Here is an 18,361-nt window from a genome sequence, read left to right on the forward strand (position 1 = left end):
TATGCCAGAACGATCAGGATCCATTCGGACACTCTTTCTTTCCGTGTTCGCGACCCTGTCTTTTGGCAGCATCGCCCTTGCAGATGGCCCGCCGTTTGATTTGCCTGTCGTTTGTGCCGGCAACAGCTGTGACATTGTTCACTATGTCGATCATGATACCGGACCGAACATTCGCGACTATGCCTGTGGCACGACAACATATGACGGCCACCGCGGTACTGATTTCGCCATACCGGATGAAGCCACCATGCTTGATGGTGTTCCGGTCCTGTCGATCGCGGATGGCACGGTCGTTGCCCTGCGCGACGGGGTTGAAGACATTGATTCAGGTCGTATCGCCACCAGCAGCCTTGAAGGCATCGAATGCGGTAACGGTATTCTGATCAATCATGATGATGGCTGGCAAAGCCAGTACTGTCATCTTCGCCGGGGGTGGGTTGCGGTCAAACAGGGCGACCGCGTCAGCCGTGGTCAGGTGATCGGGCGGATCGGCATTTCCGGTCAGGCCACCTTCCCGCACCTGCATTTCAACCTGCGCAAGGATGGCGAACTTGTTGATCCGTTCAGTGGCACCGCCATGGGCACCAGCAGCGCCGCTGATTGTAATGTGGAAAATGCGGCCCTTTGGTCACCGTCTGCACGCGCAAAGCTTAGCTATAACGAGATCACGCTTTATGGCCATGGATTTTCGATGGCGCGCCCGAACGCATCCGACCTTAAACGCGGATACGGCAAGGATCAGGAACTGCCCCGCACAAGCCCGGCACTTTATTTCTGGGCCTATCTGATTGGCGCCAATGATGGTGATGTCATCCGCATGAGCCTGCAAACACCTGATGGCAAGGGTGGCCATCGCGACTTTGTTATTGATCTGCCCGACGATGCAGGCCCGCGCGCAAAGTGGTTCTTTATCAATATGGACCGCCCCGGAAGCCAATGGCCGGCTGGCACCTATGAAGGCGAGATCACCTTTACCCGTGGTGACAATTCCCCGCGCATCATCGGCGAGGGCAAAGTTGTGATCCGCTAGGGATCCCAACTTTGCCCCGGAAAGATCCGATTTGGGTTGCTTCACGTACACCAGACGACTTAAAATTACACCAGTAAAATGTATTAGTTATTGAAACTATTGCATTAATTTTAGATTTGGCGCGTGAATGTACAGAATTTATGACTGTCTGGCACACCAGCACGATATCGTTCTGGTCCTCGTAGCCCTTCTTATTGGACTGGCGGGCATTCATACCGCATTCAAGCTGTACGCACGCGCCTGCATCGGTCGCCTTCGTCAGAAAATCGCATGGCTGTTCCTGACCGGGGTTGTGACCGGCGGGGGCATCTGGGCGACCCATTTCATTGCAATGCTGTCCTATGACCCGGTTGTGCCGGTTGGCTATGAGCCCGTTCTGACGGCTGTCTCGCTGGCGATTGCAATTGTGACAACCACCATCGGGTTTGCGATTGCCTCGATCAGTGGGCCGAACCTTGTATTGTCGCGTCTTGTCGGCGGCCTAGTTGTCGGGCTTGGCATTTCGGCCATGCATTTCACCGGCATGTCTGCCATCCGTGTTCCCGGCATTATCAGCTGGCACATGGATATCGTGATTGCCGCCATCCTGATGGGGGCCTTGTTCGGCATGGCGTCGCTGTATCTGGCCAAGACCGCACAAACCGACCAACAGAAACTTCTGGGCAAGGCAAATCTGACCATCGCGGTGGCAACCATGCATTTCGGCGCGATGGGTGCATTGGTAATTACACCCGATCCGACTGTCCCGGTTCCGGCACAGCTTATTTCGCAGGAATATCTTGCGGTCGGCGTGGCCGTCGTTGCGATCGGACTGATTGCGATTGGTTTTGTCACCGCCCTTGTTGACCGGCAACTTCGCGATCATCTCAGCAACCGCATGCGCATTCTGGGCGATTCCGCCATCGAGGCGCTTGTCCTGACCCAGAATGGGCGGGTGATTGACGCCAATGACAGCTTCCTGAAACTGGGTGGTGTCACCCGTGCAGAGATTCTTGATCAGGATTTCCTGACAGAGTGGCTTTCCGATACACCGGCGGAATTCAAATCAGGAAAAGTCGGTTATGCAGAGACGACCCTGTCCTGGAGCAACAATACCGCCATACCGGTCGAGGTCGTGCGACGCGAAATTCCCGCCGATGAAATATCGGATGCCACCGTGATATTTGGTCTGCGTGATCTGCGCGAACGGTATGCCGCAGAAAACCATATCCGTTTTCTGGCAGAACGTGACGCCCTGACCAAGCTTTTGAACAGGTCGACATTCAATGACCGACTGGCCGAGGCACTGACGAAATCAGATGAAACATCCATACCGTTGACGGTGATGTGCATTGATTTCGACCACTTCAAGGAACTCAATGACAGCTTTGGCCATATTGCCGGCGACCATGCGCTTCGGGAATTGGGTGAACGCCTGGCCGAGCTTTTTAGTGATGATGTGGTGATCGCGCGTGTTGGCGGTGATGAGTTTGTCGCCCTGCTTTCGCACCCTGAACAATCAGATATGGATAACGTTATTGCCCGGTCGCGCGAAACGGCCCAGCAAATCCTTGATTGTGTCGCGCTCCCGGTATTCATCAATGCCGAACACCGTGCGAAGCTTTCTGCAAGTATCGGGATTGCGCATTATCCGACCGATGGCAATGACGCCGAAAGCATCCTGTTTCATGCCGACCTTGCGATGTATCGGGTCAAACAATCCGGCGGCAACGACATTGTGTTCTATTCGTCGGAAATGGACGAGGAATACCGTTTCAAGCGCCAGCTTTCTTCGAACCTGCGTCATGCGATGGAGAACGGCCAGCTTGAACTTCATTACCAGCCGCAATGCGAGACCGATGGTAATGATCAGGTGATCCACTCGTTTGAAGCCTTGCTGCGCTGGACGGATCCGGAACTGGGATCTATCCCGCCCGGACGGTTTATTCCTATTGCCGAGGAAACCGGCCTGATTGTGCCGCTGGGCGAATGGGTGCTTAGAACCGCCTGCAAAGAGGCCGCACGCTGGAAAAATCCGCTTGGCATCGGGGTCAATCTGTCAGCGGTTCAATTGCAAAAACATGAATTGCCGGAACTGGTTGCCGAGATCCTGAACGAAACCGGTCTTGATCCAAAACGCCTTGAACTGGAAGTCACCGAGACAGCGCTAATTCACAATCCGGCGCGCTCAATGAAGATCCTGTCTGATATCAAGAAGCTGGGCGTGCGGATTGCCATGGATGATTTCGGCACCGGTTATTCGTCGCTTGCGACCTTGCAGAACTTCCCGGTGGATCGCATCAAGATCGACCAGTCCTTTATCAAGAAACTGGTCAGCAACGATCAGGCGATTGCCATCGTCCGTGCGGTGATCAATCTGAGCCGCGACCTCAACCTCGAGGTGATTGCAGAGGGGGTCGAAACCGACGAACAGGCAAGCTTCCTGAACGATCATGATTGCCGCTCTGTGCAGGGGTACAAATACGGATATCCCAAGCCGATAAGCGACTACGCGCATGTCGTAAATCCGACGGAATCCCCCGAAACCACTGCGAATCGGGACAGCGGCATCGAAACCGTTTGATTGTTATGGAACCCGGAAAGGCATATTGCGTTTCAAACAGGCAGGGCCATTGCAATTTGTGACAAAACAGGCAGCAAAAACGTAACCTTTTCCATGAGGTTGAAAGTTTTTTGACGTTTTTTGAGCAACAACTCTTGTAACTCGGCCATCTGCCTGCCTATATTTGACGTGTGCCGAGCCCGGCACATTGACACTACCTGTCATAAGACGGAGTAAACATGATGAATAAGCGCAAAGCAGTTGCAATCGCCATTGCCCGTGAACAGCAGATCGCCCGTTCGATGGAAATCCTGTTCGCCGGTACCATTCTGGCCGTCATCGCATCGCTTCTGGTCATCTGACCTACGCTTCGTTTTCATCATTAGCGTCCCCATTCAAACCAACTGGTTTTGAAGAGACCTTCTTTTAAATAGCTCCATGACACATCACAGCGTCTTTTCGGTCATCATTGCGCGAATTATCAGCCCGGTTGTCTAAGGACACCGGGACGTATCTGTTCGCCTTTTTGATGCACTGAATATCTGTGAGCATTGTCATGACTGATCATGCATTTGCTGCGTCCGCAATGGACGCACATACCCCCAAATCCGTTTACTGTTTTTCCGTTCACGCCGCCGCCGAACCGGACGTGATGCCGCGCGTTCTTGAACTGTTTGCCAAACGTAATCTGGTTCCTGCCAGCTGGCATTCGACCGTTGCCAATGGGCTGCGCGGTTACGAGGAACTTCAGATCGACATCCAGGTCCAGCAACTTGAAACCAAAGTTGCCGAACACATCGCGCGATGCCTGCGTGAGATCATTCACGTGAATACGGTTCTGACATCGGAAAAAGGCTATTCAAACTCAGCGCTTAGCGCGTAGGCTGTCTTGGTTGCGGCACTGCAAAACTGGCAGTGCTTCCGCCCGACTGGAGTTCTGAATTGGCCTATCTTGATCATATCCATGCGTGCAACAACGCCAATCTGTCGCGCTATGCCCGGTTTCGCATTGGCGACCTTCCGGTCGGTGCCATCCGGTCAGAATTTGCCAGCGCCCTTACCGCGCTTGGGAATAGCTTCATCCGTGATGAGAACGGCGAATATGGTTTTGGCCCGCACATCAAAACCATTGATGCGCGCAACCAGACCCTGATCGAGGCGACCGAAGCCCTGTGCGAACAAGGCGTGATCAAGCACCTGCATGGCGAAAAGTTTGATATCCGCAATCGGCTTTCCGACGATCCGTTATGCCAGCTGGATCGGTTTGCCATGCCCTATTTCGGATGCCGGTCGTGGGGCGTGCATATGAACGGCTTTGTTCGCAAGGCCGATGGCATTCACATGTGGATCGCCAAACGCGCGCTGGACAAGCCGACCTACCCCGGCATGCTTGATAACATGGTCGCGGGCGGCCAACCGACCGGCCTTGGTTTCCGCGAAAACATGATCAAGGAATGCGCCGAAGAGGCCGGCATTCCAGCAAACCTTGCTGAAAATGTCGTTGCGATCGGTACCGTTTCATACCTTTATGAAACCGAAGAAGGCTTGAAACCCGATGTGATGGTCAATTTCGATCTGGAATTGCCAGAGGATTTTGTACCGCATTGCGCCGATGGCGAGGTCGCGCAATTTGATCTTGTGCCAATTGCCGAAGTGGCCGAAATCGTCCGCGCCGGATTTGATTTCAAATTCAATTGCGCCCTGGTCGTGATCGACTTTCTGATCCGCCACGGATATCTCACGGCAGATAACGAGCCTTCCTATTGCGAACTTGTCACCGGCCTTCACCGCAGCCTTGAGCCCTGATGCGGCCTTTACCGATACTGTAAACAAGAATGGCACCAACCCGATCCGGGTGGTGCCATCTTCTTGCAGGCTTATAGAATTTTACTGACGCGGCGTGTTTGGCCCGCCCATCAATGCGCCAACGGCCATTACCGTCAGCTTGGCGCGCAGATCAGGATCCAGCTGATCAAGGTCACTTTGTTTGCTGCGCAGCGCCTTGACCGCTTCATTGATCAGTTCCTGACGACGTTCGTCCTCAGGGGTTGCGATCTTGCTTTTCTTTTTGCCAAGCTTGGCATCGGCGGCATTCAGCGCCTTCATGATTTCGGTATGCGGGGCGTCGGCCTGTTCGGTCAGGGTTTCGGCAAGGGCAAGCGCACGGGCTTCCTCAACCGACATACCTTCGTCCTGATGAGCAAGGGCACGGTCTTCGATGCGACGTGCCTGACGCGCCTGAGCGGCTGTTTTTTCCGCAGTGGCGCTGTCACGCATATGCAGGGATTGCGCGTCATTATAAGCCTGAATCGCATCCCGGCCTTTTTTGCCGACAAAGACGCGCATCAGCGTTTCCTTGAGCAATCCCATCAAATCATCCCTTGATTAAACATCCCGCCCTCGCGTGCAACTGATGTGCAATCAGTATGCGCCCAAAGAGTTTCGAAAACATTGCACCGAAAGACGGCGAAATTTTGCAACGTTCTAAATATGTTGTGCGACGCGGGTTTCTTCAACTGCCAGAATGTAGTCGATCAGTGCCTCGCAGTCGCTTGTTTGCAGATGTTCAAGATCACAAACAAAATCGACATTCCCCGCTGCCGGATCATCGGCACGACCGACAATGCCGACTTTGACATATTCCGCGTCCAGTGCATCGAGTGCGGAAATCAGATCGGCAACACTAACCCGATCTTCTGCCGTCATGGACGTTCGGATCAGAAGCAGGATATCGGCGTCGCAATCAATCACCTGTAAGGCAATGGATTGTGCATCGGAATGGCGGGGCGCCACATCGACGTCAAACCCACCATCGGCAAACAGGGTTGCGACATGTTTGTGGTGTTTTTCTTCGACGGAGGATGCCGTCGCCAGAAGAAGACGCGGGTGGCGTCCCTCCATTTCGGCGAATTTGGCCAGACTGCTCGCAAGTTGAGGAGACGTCATGTTACCTCGCTTGAAACTGCCCTTTGCCATACGATACGGCAAAGCGGGCCAGTGCAGATGTCCTGCACCGCACCCCCAGTATCCTTGTCAAAACCTTGGCTGACAAGCCTTGCGATCAAAACATTATTACCAGCCTGCCATTGCAAGCGGATCGACACCAATCACATGACCATGCCCACCCAGGATCAGGAGATAAAGAACAATCCCGGCAAGGATATCCCGCCCCCGAAAGGCAGCCTTTAGGCCTGACAGCGAAAAACGTCGGGTTGCCGCCAGAAGGAGCGCCTGTTCGCCATCCGTCATTCCGCGCAGCCGAATTTTCTCCATCCGCCAGAACCCGATCAGGGCAAAAATGCTGCTGCCGCCAAAGAACAGGACGGCGACGACATCACCATTGGCGATCGTGTGTCCGGCCCCCCAAAGGATCATGCCCAATAGCAGTGGATGACGGCAAAACCGATTGATGCCGGGCTTTGCCGGATCAAAGCCGGTTTTTCGACCAATCGACAGCGGACAGGGTTGAAGAATGGCACAGGCCCACAAAATACAGGCAGGTAACATGACAACCACAAGGAGCTTGGCCTGCCAGGTTTGATAGTCCCAGAGCAAAAACGACTCCGCGACCAAAACCTCGTTAATGACCCAGCCAAACAGCAGAACTGACAGGATCGAGAATGCAATAATATAGGGACGATACCCGATACGTCTTACAAGCCTTTCGCGCAGCAAGCCCGGAATAATATGGCCTGCAAGGAAAACGGTTACTGCAATGAAAAACCCTGCCAAAACGCGATCCCCTCTTTACATTGTGGCTTCAACATGCAAATTGCCCTGTTCGCGCAGACGGGCCGGGGTGCGAATCTCCAAGACCCTTGCGTTACACGATATTAGCGGATACCTCTGTATCCCTGTTTGACATCGAACAACAAGCACCTGCCGCCGGATATTCTGACCGGCAGACCAAGAAATACGGAATATACTCGAAATGAGCTGGACGCCGGAAAAGATTGAATTGCTGACCTCGCTCTGGAATCAGGGTTGGACCACGGCACGCATCGGTGAAGAACTGGGCGTTGGCAAGAATGCCGTCGTTGGCAAGGCACACCGCCTTGGACTGCCCAAGCGCCCGTCCCCGATCCAGCGCCGCGCCGAGGAAGCAGAACAGAAAAAAGCACCGGCCCCCAAACAGCAGACCAAAGGCATTTCGATCTTTGATCTTGGTCCGGGCATGTGCCGTTGGCCGTTTGGCGATCCGGGCGATGACGACTTCCATTTCTGCGGCAAGAAAATCGTGCCGAGCAAGCCTTATTGCGACGAACATTGCGCACAGGCCTACCTTAACGGCAAGAACCCGCGCGAAGACAATCCCCCTGCACAGCAGGGTGGCCCCGGCGGCAAAGGCCCGCAGGCTGCAAACCGGAAGTAATCTGGTCTGCGCCAGGCAATTGCCCGCATAGACACCGAGATACAAAAAAGCCGCCTGATCCGGGCGGCTTTTTTTGGGCGATATCAAGGTTCTGTTGGTTACCTTGTTTGCAGCACGTATTTGGCAAAGCCTTCCTGATCCTCACCAACGAAACTGATATTGTCGGGTGCGTTAACAGCCGAGGATGCCTTGGGGCTGGTAACAAACGTTACATCGGACGCCTCACCGATTGGGGCAAAGGTCCAGTTGCCATCCGCCTTCGGATCAATTTCCTTTTCGGTCAGGATATAGTTGGCAAGCACCGTACGGTTTTCATCGGGTGCCTCGACAATGATCGTCGATCCATCAAGGCCCGGGAAATTGCCACCACCCCCGGCGCGATAGTTGTTGGTCGCAACGACAAACTTCTGATCGGCTGTCACCGGTTTGCCTTCGAAGCTCAGATTGACGATGCGGTGACTATCGGGATTGATCACTTCACCCGCCTTGTTATAGCGGGCCGGTTTAGTGACATCGATCTGGTAGGTCACGCCGTCAATCACATCGTAATTATAGGTCGGGAAATCCGGGTTGATCAGAGCCTGTTCTTCGCTGCTGTTTGGATCAATCTGATTGAACTGGCCTGCCGACATTTCAAGCCATTCACGCACCTGATCACCATCAAGCAATACTGCGCGCACGGTGTTTGGGTAGATATAAAGGTCCGCGACGTTTTTAAGCGCAATCTTGCCTTCAGGAATGTCGGTGAAATAGTCCGGACCACCGCGACCACCGGCCTTGAACGGCGCCCCGGCCGACAGGATCGGGATGCCATCATATTCCGATCCGTTCAGGATCTTTTCGAGATACCATTTCTGGGCATTGGTCACGATCTGGATCGAAGGATCATCGGCCACAAGCGCAAAGAAGCTGTTGATCGGTGCCGATGTGGTGCCCACACCTTCGCGCATATAGGCGATGGTGGCTTCGTGCTCTTCCTTGACCGCGGCAATGATTTCCGGATCGGCTTCCACCAGCGGGGTCACGGTCCGGCCTTCGCGCTGATAGATCGGACGTGCATCCGACAGACTGTCGGTGACACTCCATTCGCCGTCATCGGATACATTCAAGGTCAGATCGATCACGCCAAGATGGCTGCCCCAGAAGCCCGGCATCACAGCCGCAACGCCGTTGATCGTGCCTTTGGCGATATCGACACCTTCGAGATCGGAAAAGGTCTCTGACGGGAACACGGTGTGGGCATGGCCAAACAGGATCGCATCAATGCCATCGACTTCGGAAAGGTAATAGGTGGCATTTTCTTCCATGCCATTACGCGCCATGGTCGAAAGGCCGGAATGCGGAACGGCAATAACGATATCCGCCCCCTTTTCACGCATTTCCGGGACATATTTTTTTGCCATCTCGACAATGTCTTTTGCGATCACATTGCCTTCCAGATTGGCCTTGTCCCACTGCATGATCTGGGGTGGGACAAAACCGATCACACCGACTTTGGCCTTGTGCACCTTGCCGTCATTATCGGTAAACTCCCGATCCAGCAGCACATAGGGTTCGAAATACGGCTTGTCGTTGTCGGGATTGTCATCGCCATCATCGACAAAGACGTTGGCACTGACATAGGGGAAATTGGCACCGGCCAACGATTTACCCAGAAAATCGAGGCCATAGTTAAATTCATGGTTCCCGATATTGGCCGCGTCATAGCCAAGGAGGTTCATCGCCTTATAGACCGGATGGACATCACCATCCTTAAGGCCGCGTTCCTTGGCTATATAATCGCCAAGCGGGTTGCCCTGGATCAGGTCACCATTATCGATAAAGACAACGTTCTCTGCCTCGCCACGTGCGGTTTTAAGCAGGGTCGCCACCTTTGCAAGACCAACCGTGTCTGACTCGCCATCACGGTAATAGTCATAATTAACCAGATGGGTGTGGATGTCGGTGGTTTCGAGGATGCGCAAAGACACCTTGCTGTCGGCCAATGCCGTGCTGCTTACCAGTGCGAGTGCCATCGAAATCCCGGTAATCCGGGCAGCTTTTTTGTGAATAAATACCATCGAGCCGTGTCCCTGCTTATGCGTTAAACCGCGAAACTGTAATCCCGTTTAAATGGCGGGGTTTTGAAGATTTTGCGAAAAAGGCAGGGCAAACACAAACAGAAACGCCTGCCACGATCGGCAGACGTTTCTGGTCTGAGACATATTTGGCGATCAGGCTGGCTGCATCACGGTTGATTTGTATCCACGAATGACCTCGTTTCCGGGCTCCGGATCGTGTGGGACGTTCAGGGCCAGAACCAGTGAGACAAAGGCCATGGCCGCCCCGGCAAGGAACACCGCACCCGGCGATATCAGCCAAAGCAAACCGAAGGCGGCCGGGATGAAAACGGCGGCGATATGGTTGATCGTAAAGCTGACCCCAGCGGTTGAGGAGATATCAGCCGGATCGGCGATCTTCTGGAAATAGGTCTTGATGGCAATCGCCAGCGCAAAGAACAGATGGTCAATCACATAAAGACCACCGGCCAGAATGTGGTTTTCGACAAAGGCGTAGGAGACGAAAACAATGAACAGGCCGGCATATTCGAAGACCAGCGCACGGCGTTCGCCCCATTTGCCGATCATCTTGCCGATCTTGGGGGCGAGGAACATGTTGATCACGTGGTTAAGCAAATACAACAAGGTGATGGTTGCTGCGTCATAGCCGAACTTTTCGACCATCAGGAAGCCGGCAAACACGGTAAAGATCTGACGGCGTGCACCACTCATGAAAGTCAGCGCATAGTAAAGCCAATAGCGTTTGCGCAAGATCAGCTTCTTGTTCTGCGGATGGGCATCGGCAAATTTCGGAAACGCCCCCCAGACAAACAAGGCGGCCAGGATAGTCAACGCACCGCCGAACAGATAGACATAGCGATACTCGACGGCAAAGACTTCGAGCATCACCCAGACCATGCCAAACATGATCAACGACGAGATTGATTTTGCCGACAGTTGCCGCCCCATGACCATGGCGGTGCGATCCTTACGCACCCATTGCAATGACAAGGCCTGCTGCATGGTTTCGAAATAATGGAAGCCGATCGACATTAGAACCGTCGTGCAATAAAGGCCGATCACGGTCGGGAAATAACCCGATATGGCAACGCCAATTCCAAGCACCAGCAGTGACAGAACTGCAAAGGTTTGTTCACGCAGAACCAGCAGCACAAAAATCGCGGTGAAGGCAAGGAAACCGGGGATTTCACGCAAGGACTGCAAGATGCCGATCTCGCGGCCGGTGAAATCGGCCATCTCGACCGAAAAGTTGTTTAGCAGCGCCATCCAGGTCGAAAAGGACAGCGGCATGGCGGCCGCCATGACGATCAGCAGAACTTCCGGATTGCGCCAACCCTTATGGACCGGTGCTGCACTCACATCATTGGGGGCGTCGGGCGCATCACCAAGTGGGGCCGCGTGATTGCTGGCTTCCGGTATGATTTCCTTGGACATTGTACCTCCGAGGACAGGATCGTTGTGGTGGCATCAACCCTGTCAAAAAGTATGAGTTTTTGAATGCGACCAAGTTAAACCTGTCCGATCCGTCTGTCTTGCGGTAATCTGCCATCATATATCGCAACCAAGACAGATTTGAATGTTGCCGTATCATGGTTCATATCCTCAACACCTTTGACGGACGTCCGGAACATCACAACAAGATCCCCCGCCCGCGCGAACTGCCACGCGCGGTATATGTCCGGGTCAGTGATATGCCGGCTGGCTATCACGTTGCGGCACACAGCCATGACTGGAACCAGCTTTTATATGCGATTGAGGGCACGATGACCGTGGTGACAGAGGCCGGGATGTGGATCGTGCCGCCCCAGCGCGCGGTATGGGTCCCACCCCACACGCAGCATGCGGTGACCTGCACTGGCTTTACCCGGGCGCGCCACCTTTATATCGGTCGGGACGTTGCCGCCAACCTGCCCGATCGCTGCATGGTTCTGGAAGTCAGTCCGCTTTTGCGCGAACTGATCCGGGCCGCAACCGAAATTCCGGTCGAATATGATGAAGATGGAGAAGAAGGTCGCCTGATCCGCGTATTGCTTGATCAGATCAAGGCCCCCGATCACGACAAGCTTTACCTGCCTGCGCCCAAGGATACACGGCTGGCCCGCATTTGCGATCACTTGCAAAGTGACCCGGCAGATAACCGCACGCTTGAGGACTGGGCAAAGGTATGCGGTGCCTCAAGCCGGACGCTTGCCCGGCTTTTTCAGCGCGAAACCGGCATGCCATTCCGCGAATGGCGGCAAAAGCTTCGTCTGCTCCATGCGCTTGAAAAGCTCGCCAATGACCGTCCGGTGACCGAAATCGCACTTGATCTTGGCTATGAGACCCCATCGGCCTTTATCGCAATGTTTCGCAAGGCCACAGGCCGCACACCGGGCAGCTATTTCCGCTAGGCCCGGGATAATCAGTGGTCGTAACGGGTTACACGGGGTTTCGGCGGAATGATCTCGTGCTCGGGCTCAAGATATGTGCCGTACCGCTTCGTCACCTTCACATGGTCCCGACAAGGGTTCTGACCATTGGCACACATGTTGTGAAGCTGAACCATGAATTCCGAGGACAAACCGTTTCGTTCATGCGTCGCGTTTTCCGACGCCCGATTGGTAAACCTGCCATTGCTCAGACGATCAAGGCGCTTATCCGTTTTCGGCGCAACAGCACCGTCATGATGCATGACGCGGATGCCTTCAAGAAACGCCATCATTTCCATCACGGATTTAAGCATCCCGACGCTGTTTTCAAAGGTTCGGGTCACGGCGACCGAAGCTTCTTCTATGTAGTCGGCAAATAATCCATCACCGTCTGCATCGGACGGCTCGTATGTGTGTATGCCCGCTGCCATGCGGCTTTTCCAGGCCTGATGGTTGGGCTCATTGACGCGACGCCCTGGAAGAATATGGCTGTTTTGTCCCCAGTCACGTCCATGACCGGTACAATTAACCTCACCCTTCCGGCGTGCCGGATGTGGTTCGTACGACATCATCTCTTTCCCCAGAGCGTAATATGTGCGCTTCTCTGATATCCATGCCCTTACTTGAACGCAGATATTCCCACTCTGTGAACGGACATGTGTCTTATTATTTAATCCACAAATACCATAGGTTATTTGCTGGAATTGCACATTCCATCCATATGAATATGCAAATTGTCCAAAAAACGTATCAAAACCCAGCTTTTCGACTTTTGACAAGGCTTTCAAAAAGCACACAGCAGCCAACAGCACCCAGATACACTATCCGGTCTGACCCGCATTTATGCCTGGATCAGGAAATAGAAATACACACTGCAATACACACCGGGTGATCGCAAGTCAGCCTCACCTCGGGTAGTGATACTTTCAGTCCTTTATGGTCGACCTTGAGTTTATTTTTAGTGCGAGACCCGTGATACGACATCATTCGCCGCTTGAATGCGGTCGCCATAGGCCATCGCCTTCGCACCATGGTTGAGCGACGGAATGCGTTCCGACGCACCCAATACGGCCAGCTGGTCAATCACGGCCAGCACCCATGGGCGGGTGTCATTACCTTCGCCACCTGTTGACGACGTGTCTTTCGTTTGGTCCAGAAGTCGCTCGTCTGCGCTGAAGATATCATTTTCATTAGACACAGAACGGATGGCTTCCAATACGCGGACCAGTTCAGAAAGCGACTTCATCATATCGAAGGTCGCCGCAAGAGACTGGTTCACAGAAGACGGTTCAGCACCTTGCGCCATCTCAGGATCGCCAAAGCGTGACGCTGCTGATAGTTCATCATCAAAGGATAGGAAAACCGGTTCCTGATCTTCCCGGCTCTGCCAGAAATGATGATTTTTCTCGCCTTGACGACGTCCGGGTAACACGTGGCAGTTCTTTCCCCAGTCACGGCCGGGGCCGGCATAGTTTTTCTCCCCCGTCCGGCGTGCCGGATGTGGTTCTGTCGAATGCATCTAATCCCCCAAGGTTCGGTGCACACACTGATAAGGGCCGCCAGCGTTTTCTGTTTTTCGTCATAGGCGGCATCTCTGTTTTTTGGATTTTTACCATGTGCAGCGGGGAGACAATGCACGAAGCGTCCAAAAAAATGTGCGAACCATCCAAAACACCTAATAAAGGGATTTCGCAAAAATAATCCCTAACATCCCGTATAGCCATAAAACCTTAGAACCAAAGGTATAATCCAGATCTCCCTACGCAATCATAACACCTTTGCGTTCATTTTCACCTAAACCTATACCTTTGTGGTTTTGACGAAACGCCCGGTTTTCGCTTAATATGAAAAAAATCTGGTATTAGAGATATTGAATACTAATCCAGATCAACCCGCGCAAGTAGCGTTGTTTGCAATGAAGCAAAACCGGGAGTCAGGCATGACACAGTCAGCAACCCATACTTTTTTCACGGTCAATGACCTACCTATGTCCAAACGTTATGACGTTTGGCAAAGTAGTATTGACTGCATTTTCAGCGTCGAAACCCTTCCCGACATCCGCAAGAACAACTTCCATGCAACATTGGATGCGGATTTGTTGGGATCGATGATGATCGCCCGCACCAACAGCACACATCAGTTCTGGGAACGCAGTTCCAAGACAATCGCTGCCGACGGCATGGATCATTATATGGTCCAGCTTTACTATAACGGCGGCATGTCGACAGATGACGGCAAGGACGGCCAGGAAATAGAAGCTGACGGCTTGCTCTTTCAGGACCTGTCGCAAGTAGCACGGGCGACAACAAGCGATTTTGATAACCTTGCCTTCGTCATTCCTCGTCCCCTTCTTGAAGACCGGCTTACCCTGCCCGAAGATCACAACATGCGGTTTCTCAGCCCGCGTGACCCGATGGTCCGGGTTGTTGCAAATCTGATGCGCTCGCTGAAGGCCAATGCTTCGGCGCTCAGGACTGAGCACGCCCATGTGCTTGAAAGCAGCTTTGCCGATATGCTTGCCGCCTGCCTCAATTCCGCATATGGCGAAACCAGCGAGACGACCAACAAACGCCAGAACCTTGAAGTCATGACGTTGATCCGGCGTTATTTCCGTGAGAATTTTTCACGCCCCGATCTCACCCCGGACCGTGCGGCAAGAGAGTTAGGCATTTCACGGTCCAAGCTGTATCAGTTGCTTGAAGAGCATGGTGGCGTTTATCGCTATACACGTGATCTGCGTCTGCGCCGTGCCAAGCAATTGCTTAGCACCACAACGAAGCGTCCCCGTTCCCTTTACGACGTCGCGCTTGAGTGCGGGTTTTCCAGTGACACGTCCTTCATCCGGGCTTTTCGCGAGAAATTTGACATGACGCCGGGTGATTTCAGACGCAGCCAGCAAAATACATTGAATAACGAGCAGGACGCGGATGGCAGTGAACGTGATACACGCTATGAAAAGTGGCTGCACACCCTTTAAAGAGCCCCTTTTACCGCCAAGCCGTGTCAGATTTCCCGCATCTCTGACATGAAATTTTATCAGTATTGCCCGCCACCAACTTACGATATTCCTGAAAACAGGTGCCAAGCACCCGCCACCATTCAGGAAGATCGCAATGAACAGTTTCTGGTCTGGAATTGGGTTACGCCTTGCCGCGACCGGATTGTTCGGGGTGATGAACCTGTTTGTCCGGTTGGCATCCTTTGAGGCCCCGACCGGTCAGATCGTTTTCTGGCGGAGCAGTGTCGCCCTGATCCCGATTGTGGCTTACCTGATGTGGCGCAATCAGTTTCCCAGGGCGCTTAAGACCAAACGCCCGTTAGGACATCTGAAACGCAGCACTTATGGCTGCGTTTCGATGTTTCTGGCCTTTGTGTCGCTGGCTTACCTGCCACTGGCACTGGCCACCGCACTTGGCTTCCTTGCCCCGCTTATTCTGATCCCGGTTGCGATCATCACGCTTCGTGAAAATCCGGGATGGCTTGTAATCAGCGCAACCATCGGCGGCTTTGCCGGGGTGTTCCTGATGCTGTGGCCGATGCTTTCGACCCCGGGGCTGGATCACAATACCCTGATCGGGATCGGGGCCGGTGTCGCCTTTGCTGTCACCACCGCCTTTGCCAAAGTACAGATCAAGGCGCTCACGACCACGGAGCCATCCGGCACGATTGCCTTTTACTTTGCCGTGATCTGTTCCATCGGGGGTCTGCTGACCATCCCGTTTGGCTGGGCACCGCTCTCAACAAGCAACATTGTCTTTCTGATTGGCGCCGGGCTGACCGGCGGGCTTGCCCATATCGCCATGACCGAGGCCCTGGCGCGTGCCCCGGCATCGACCCTGTCGGCCTTTGAATATACCGCCATGATCTGGGCGATCATTCTCGATCTGGTCGTGTTTGGCGTCTTGCCGGCTCCGATCAGCCTGATGGGCGGTGTCTTCATCGTGATGGCCGCGGCCCTGGTGATGTTTAACGACCAAATCGTTGCCGCCGTTGCCCGCAAATTCACAAGAACGACCGAGGCATCAACCGAACCGGCGAACTCACCGGCCGAATAACCCGCTATTACGCCAATTTGGTTTCCTGAAGCTTGGTCAGGGCATGCAGCGCAAGATTGGTCGGCGTTGCGATACCAAGCTCCGCCCCCTTGCGAACGATATACCCGTTCAGGAAATCAATCTCGCTTGCCTTGCCGCGTGCCAGATCCTGTGCGGTTGAGGAAAACTGACCGGGCATGGTTTCTGCGATCTTTTCAATCGCGCCCCAAACATCACCCGGCACCGTCACACCGCATCCCTTGGCAACAGCCAGACATTCATCCACCGCATTACGCATTACATCCCAGACACCGACACCTTGTACGACCTCACCGTAAGGGAGCTGTGTGATCGCAGAAAGCGCGTTATAGGCACAGTTCAAAATCATCTTGGCCCACAGGGCGCCTTCGGCATTGTCGGAGACCTCAACCGGAATTTTGGCAGGCACCAGTGTATCGACGACCGCCTGACTTTGCGCAGATGGGCCGATGACAAGTTCGCCCCGTCCGTGATGTTTGACATGGCCCGGTCCGCCCATACTGGTCGCCACATAGACCACCACCGGGATGACGGGTTGCCCAAGAACACCGCCAAGTCGTCGGGCGTTATCCACACCGTTTTGTAGGCTCAGCACAATCACGTTGGCAGAGATGAAAGGCTTGATCTGTTCGCCGGCTTCAATGGTGTCAGTGGATTTGACGCAAAACAGGATCATATCCGCACCGGCAACACCGGCGGCATCAGTATTCCCCGCCACGGTGACATATTCCTGCGAAGACCCGAAATCGAGCAGCAAGCCATCGCGATTCATGGCCTCGACATGGTTGGGACGCCCGATCAGGGTGACGTCATGACCAGCACGGGCCAGCATCGCACCATAGTAACACCCAACTGCCCCGGCACCCATAACCGCGATTTTCATCTTCCCTCTTGCTCCTGATCCTGTCTTTGTGTCCTATGTGTCAAACAGGCACCCGTTGGTGCCGCTTGACTTTCCTGCGTTCTCGTCCAATCCTGATCAAATCAGAGGAACGTTCAAGCCCTTATAACAAGGGGCCGCGCAAAAGAACCATAACAGACGATCATAAGCGACGCGCTGGCCACCAATATCAGGTAGGCGATCTTGAACAATTCCTCTTATTCCCTAAATCGTCGTCGTTTCCTAACCGGACTTGGCGTCATCGGTGCAGGATCACTTGCATCTGCATCCCTATTTGGATCTGTTCGAACGGCACTGGCATCGGGCATGATCGGCAAGAACAAGGAAGATGTCCTTCTGGTCATTGATGTCCAGAACTGCTTCCTGCCCGGCGGAACCTTGCCCGTCAGTGACGGTGATCAGATCATTCCTTTGATCAACAAGCTTGGTCAGCAGTTCGAAAATGTCATTTTCACCCAAGACTGGCACACGCCGGGTCATGCGTCCTTTGCATCCAGTCACGAAGGCAAGGCCCCATTTGAGACCATCGAACTTGATTACGGCACACAGGTCCTGTGGCCCGATCACTGCGTTCAAGGATCAGACGATGCCAAACTTGCCGCCGGCCTTGACATCCCGCATGCACAACTGATCATTCGCAAGGGTTATCACAGCGAAGTCGACAGCTATTCCACCTTTGTCGAGGCCGATGGCGAAACCAAAACAGGCCTGACCGGCTATATGCAGGAACGCGGGCTTAAGAACGTTTATGTGTGCGGTCTGGCCACCGATTTCTGCGTCAGCTGGTCGGCACAGGATGCGCGCAAATCCGGACTGAGAGTGTCGGTAATCGAGGATGCCTGTCGTGCGATTGACCTGAACGGGTCGCTTGAAGCGGCATGGAGTGCCATGGAGGCCGCAGGCGTATCACGCATGCAGTCATCCGACATTCTGTCATCCTAAGCAGACATGCAAAAAGCCCTCCGGATCTGTATC

The 18,361-nt window shown here is 53.8% G+C and carries 18 protein-coding genes; 10 read left to right on the top strand and 8 right to left on the bottom strand.

Translation table 11 applies throughout. From position 1 onward, the window contains the following. The first annotated feature begins 1 nt into the window (after position 1). The 5 genes from FHI25_RS02580 (at position 2) to FHI25_RS02595 (ending at position 5,378) form a co-directional block, all read left to right on the top strand. Positions 2 to 1,030, top strand: a complete 1,029-nt coding sequence (locus FHI25_RS02580) for a M23 family metallopeptidase (RefSeq protein WP_210514822.1) — start codon at positions 2 to 4, stop codon at positions 1,028 to 1,030. 127 nt (positions 1,031 to 1,157) lie between these two features. Further along, the gene (locus tag FHI25_RS02585; RefSeq protein ID WP_210514825.1) at positions 1,158 to 3,593 is read left to right on the top strand and encodes an EAL domain-containing protein; all 2,436 of its coding nucleotides are present in this window, start codon (positions 1,158 to 1,160) and stop codon (positions 3,591 to 3,593) included. A 218-nt stretch (positions 3,594 to 3,811) separates the two neighbouring features. Continuing rightward, entirely contained in the window at positions 3,812 to 3,934 is a 123-nt protein-coding gene (locus FHI25_RS20710; protein WP_255356118.1) for a hypothetical protein, read from the top strand. Positions 3,935 to 4,128: 194 nt separating this feature from the next. After that, complete coding sequence (locus tag FHI25_RS02590; protein WP_210514828.1) at positions 4,129 to 4,455, top strand: hypothetical protein; 327 nt, start codon at positions 4,129 to 4,131, stop codon at positions 4,453 to 4,455. A gap of 59 nt (positions 4,456 to 4,514) precedes the next feature. Further along, positions 4,515 to 5,378: a DUF4743 domain-containing protein gene (locus tag FHI25_RS02595; RefSeq protein WP_210514831.1), complete on the top strand. Its 864-nt coding sequence runs from the start codon at positions 4,515 to 4,517 to the stop codon at positions 5,376 to 5,378. Positions 5,379 to 5,459: 81 nt separating this feature from the next. Here the strand turns inward: FHI25_RS02595 and FHI25_RS02600 are convergent, their stop codons facing one another. From FHI25_RS02600 to FHI25_RS02610, 3 genes are all read right to left on the bottom strand, one after another. Further along, on the bottom strand, positions 5,460 to 5,942 hold the full coding sequence (locus tag FHI25_RS02600; RefSeq protein ID WP_210514834.1) for a hypothetical protein: 483 nt from the start codon (positions 5,940 to 5,942) through the stop codon (positions 5,460 to 5,462). A gap of 114 nt (positions 5,943 to 6,056) precedes the next feature. Next, positions 6,057 to 6,518 carry a methylmalonyl-CoA mutase gene (locus tag FHI25_RS02605; RefSeq protein WP_210514837.1) on the bottom strand — a complete coding sequence of 154 codons (462 nt, stop codon included), beginning with the start codon at positions 6,516 to 6,518 and terminating at the stop codon, positions 6,057 to 6,059. Positions 6,519 to 6,644: 126 nt separating this feature from the next. After that, entirely contained in the window at positions 6,645 to 7,304 is a 660-nt protein-coding gene (locus FHI25_RS02610) for an NnrU family protein (RefSeq protein WP_210514840.1), read from the bottom strand. A 199-nt stretch (positions 7,305 to 7,503) separates the two neighbouring features. Between FHI25_RS02610 and FHI25_RS02615 the strand changes: the two genes are divergently transcribed. After that, positions 7,504 to 7,944, top strand: coding sequence for a GcrA family cell cycle regulator (locus FHI25_RS02615; protein ID WP_063088632.1), 441 nt, complete (start codon positions 7,504 to 7,506; stop codon positions 7,942 to 7,944). A 98-nt stretch (positions 7,945 to 8,042) separates the two neighbouring features. On the opposite strand, the gene FHI25_RS02620 is transcribed toward FHI25_RS02615, so the two are convergent. Together FHI25_RS02620 and FHI25_RS02625 are read right to left on the bottom strand one after the other, a co-directional pair. Further along, positions 8,043 to 10,004, bottom strand: coding sequence for a bifunctional 2',3'-cyclic-nucleotide 2'-phosphodiesterase/3'-nucleotidase (locus tag FHI25_RS02620; protein WP_210514843.1), 1,962 nt, complete (start codon positions 10,002 to 10,004; stop codon positions 8,043 to 8,045). 153 nt (positions 10,005 to 10,157) lie between these two features. Further along, the gene (locus FHI25_RS02625; RefSeq protein WP_210514846.1) at positions 10,158 to 11,438 is read right to left on the bottom strand and encodes an MFS transporter; all 1,281 of its coding nucleotides are present in this window, start codon (positions 11,436 to 11,438) and stop codon (positions 10,158 to 10,160) included. Positions 11,439 to 11,593: 155 nt separating this feature from the next. Here FHI25_RS02625 and FHI25_RS02630 point away from each other — a divergent pair, with 155 nt between their 5' ends. Further along, entirely contained in the window at positions 11,594 to 12,394 is an 801-nt protein-coding gene (locus FHI25_RS02630; protein ID WP_210514849.1) for a helix-turn-helix transcriptional regulator, read from the top strand. An 11-nt stretch (positions 12,395 to 12,405) separates the two neighbouring features. Here FHI25_RS02630 and FHI25_RS02635 read toward each other — a convergent pair whose 3' ends face one another. Beyond that, on the bottom strand, positions 12,406 to 13,224 hold the full coding sequence (locus tag FHI25_RS02635; protein WP_210514852.1) for a hypothetical protein: 819 nt from the start codon (positions 13,222 to 13,224) through the stop codon (positions 12,406 to 12,408). A 146-nt stretch (positions 13,225 to 13,370) separates the two neighbouring features. Further along, entirely contained in the window at positions 13,371 to 13,931 is a 561-nt protein-coding gene (locus tag FHI25_RS02640; RefSeq protein WP_210514855.1) for a hypothetical protein, read from the bottom strand. Between the two features lie 420 nt (positions 13,932 to 14,351). Here FHI25_RS02640 and FHI25_RS02645 point away from each other — a divergent pair, with 420 nt between their 5' ends. Further along, entirely contained in the window at positions 14,352 to 15,389 is a 1,038-nt protein-coding gene (locus FHI25_RS02645) for an AraC family transcriptional regulator (RefSeq protein WP_210514858.1), read from the top strand. Positions 15,390 to 15,525: 136 nt separating this feature from the next. Next, on the top strand, positions 15,526 to 16,467 hold the full coding sequence (locus FHI25_RS02650; protein WP_210514861.1) for a DMT family transporter: 942 nt from the start codon (positions 15,526 to 15,528) through the stop codon (positions 16,465 to 16,467). 7 nt (positions 16,468 to 16,474) lie between these two features. Here FHI25_RS02650 and FHI25_RS02655 read toward each other — a convergent pair whose 3' ends face one another. Next, positions 16,475 to 17,368: a 2-dehydropantoate 2-reductase gene (locus FHI25_RS02655; protein ID WP_210514864.1), complete on the bottom strand. Its 894-nt coding sequence runs from the start codon at positions 17,366 to 17,368 to the stop codon at positions 16,475 to 16,477. Positions 17,369 to 17,692: 324 nt separating this feature from the next. On the opposite strand from FHI25_RS02655, the gene pncA reads away from it, so the two are divergent. Next, positions 17,693 to 18,328: a bifunctional nicotinamidase/pyrazinamidase gene (gene pncA / locus FHI25_RS02660; RefSeq protein WP_210516437.1), complete on the top strand. Its 636-nt coding sequence runs from the start codon at positions 17,693 to 17,695 to the stop codon at positions 18,326 to 18,328. Positions 18,329 to 18,361: the final 33 nt, after the last annotated feature.

This window comes from Thalassospira sp. ER-Se-21-Dark, assembly GCF_017922435.1.
In the GTDB taxonomy this organism is placed as follows: Bacteria; Pseudomonadota; Alphaproteobacteria; order Rhodospirillales; family Thalassospiraceae; genus Thalassospira.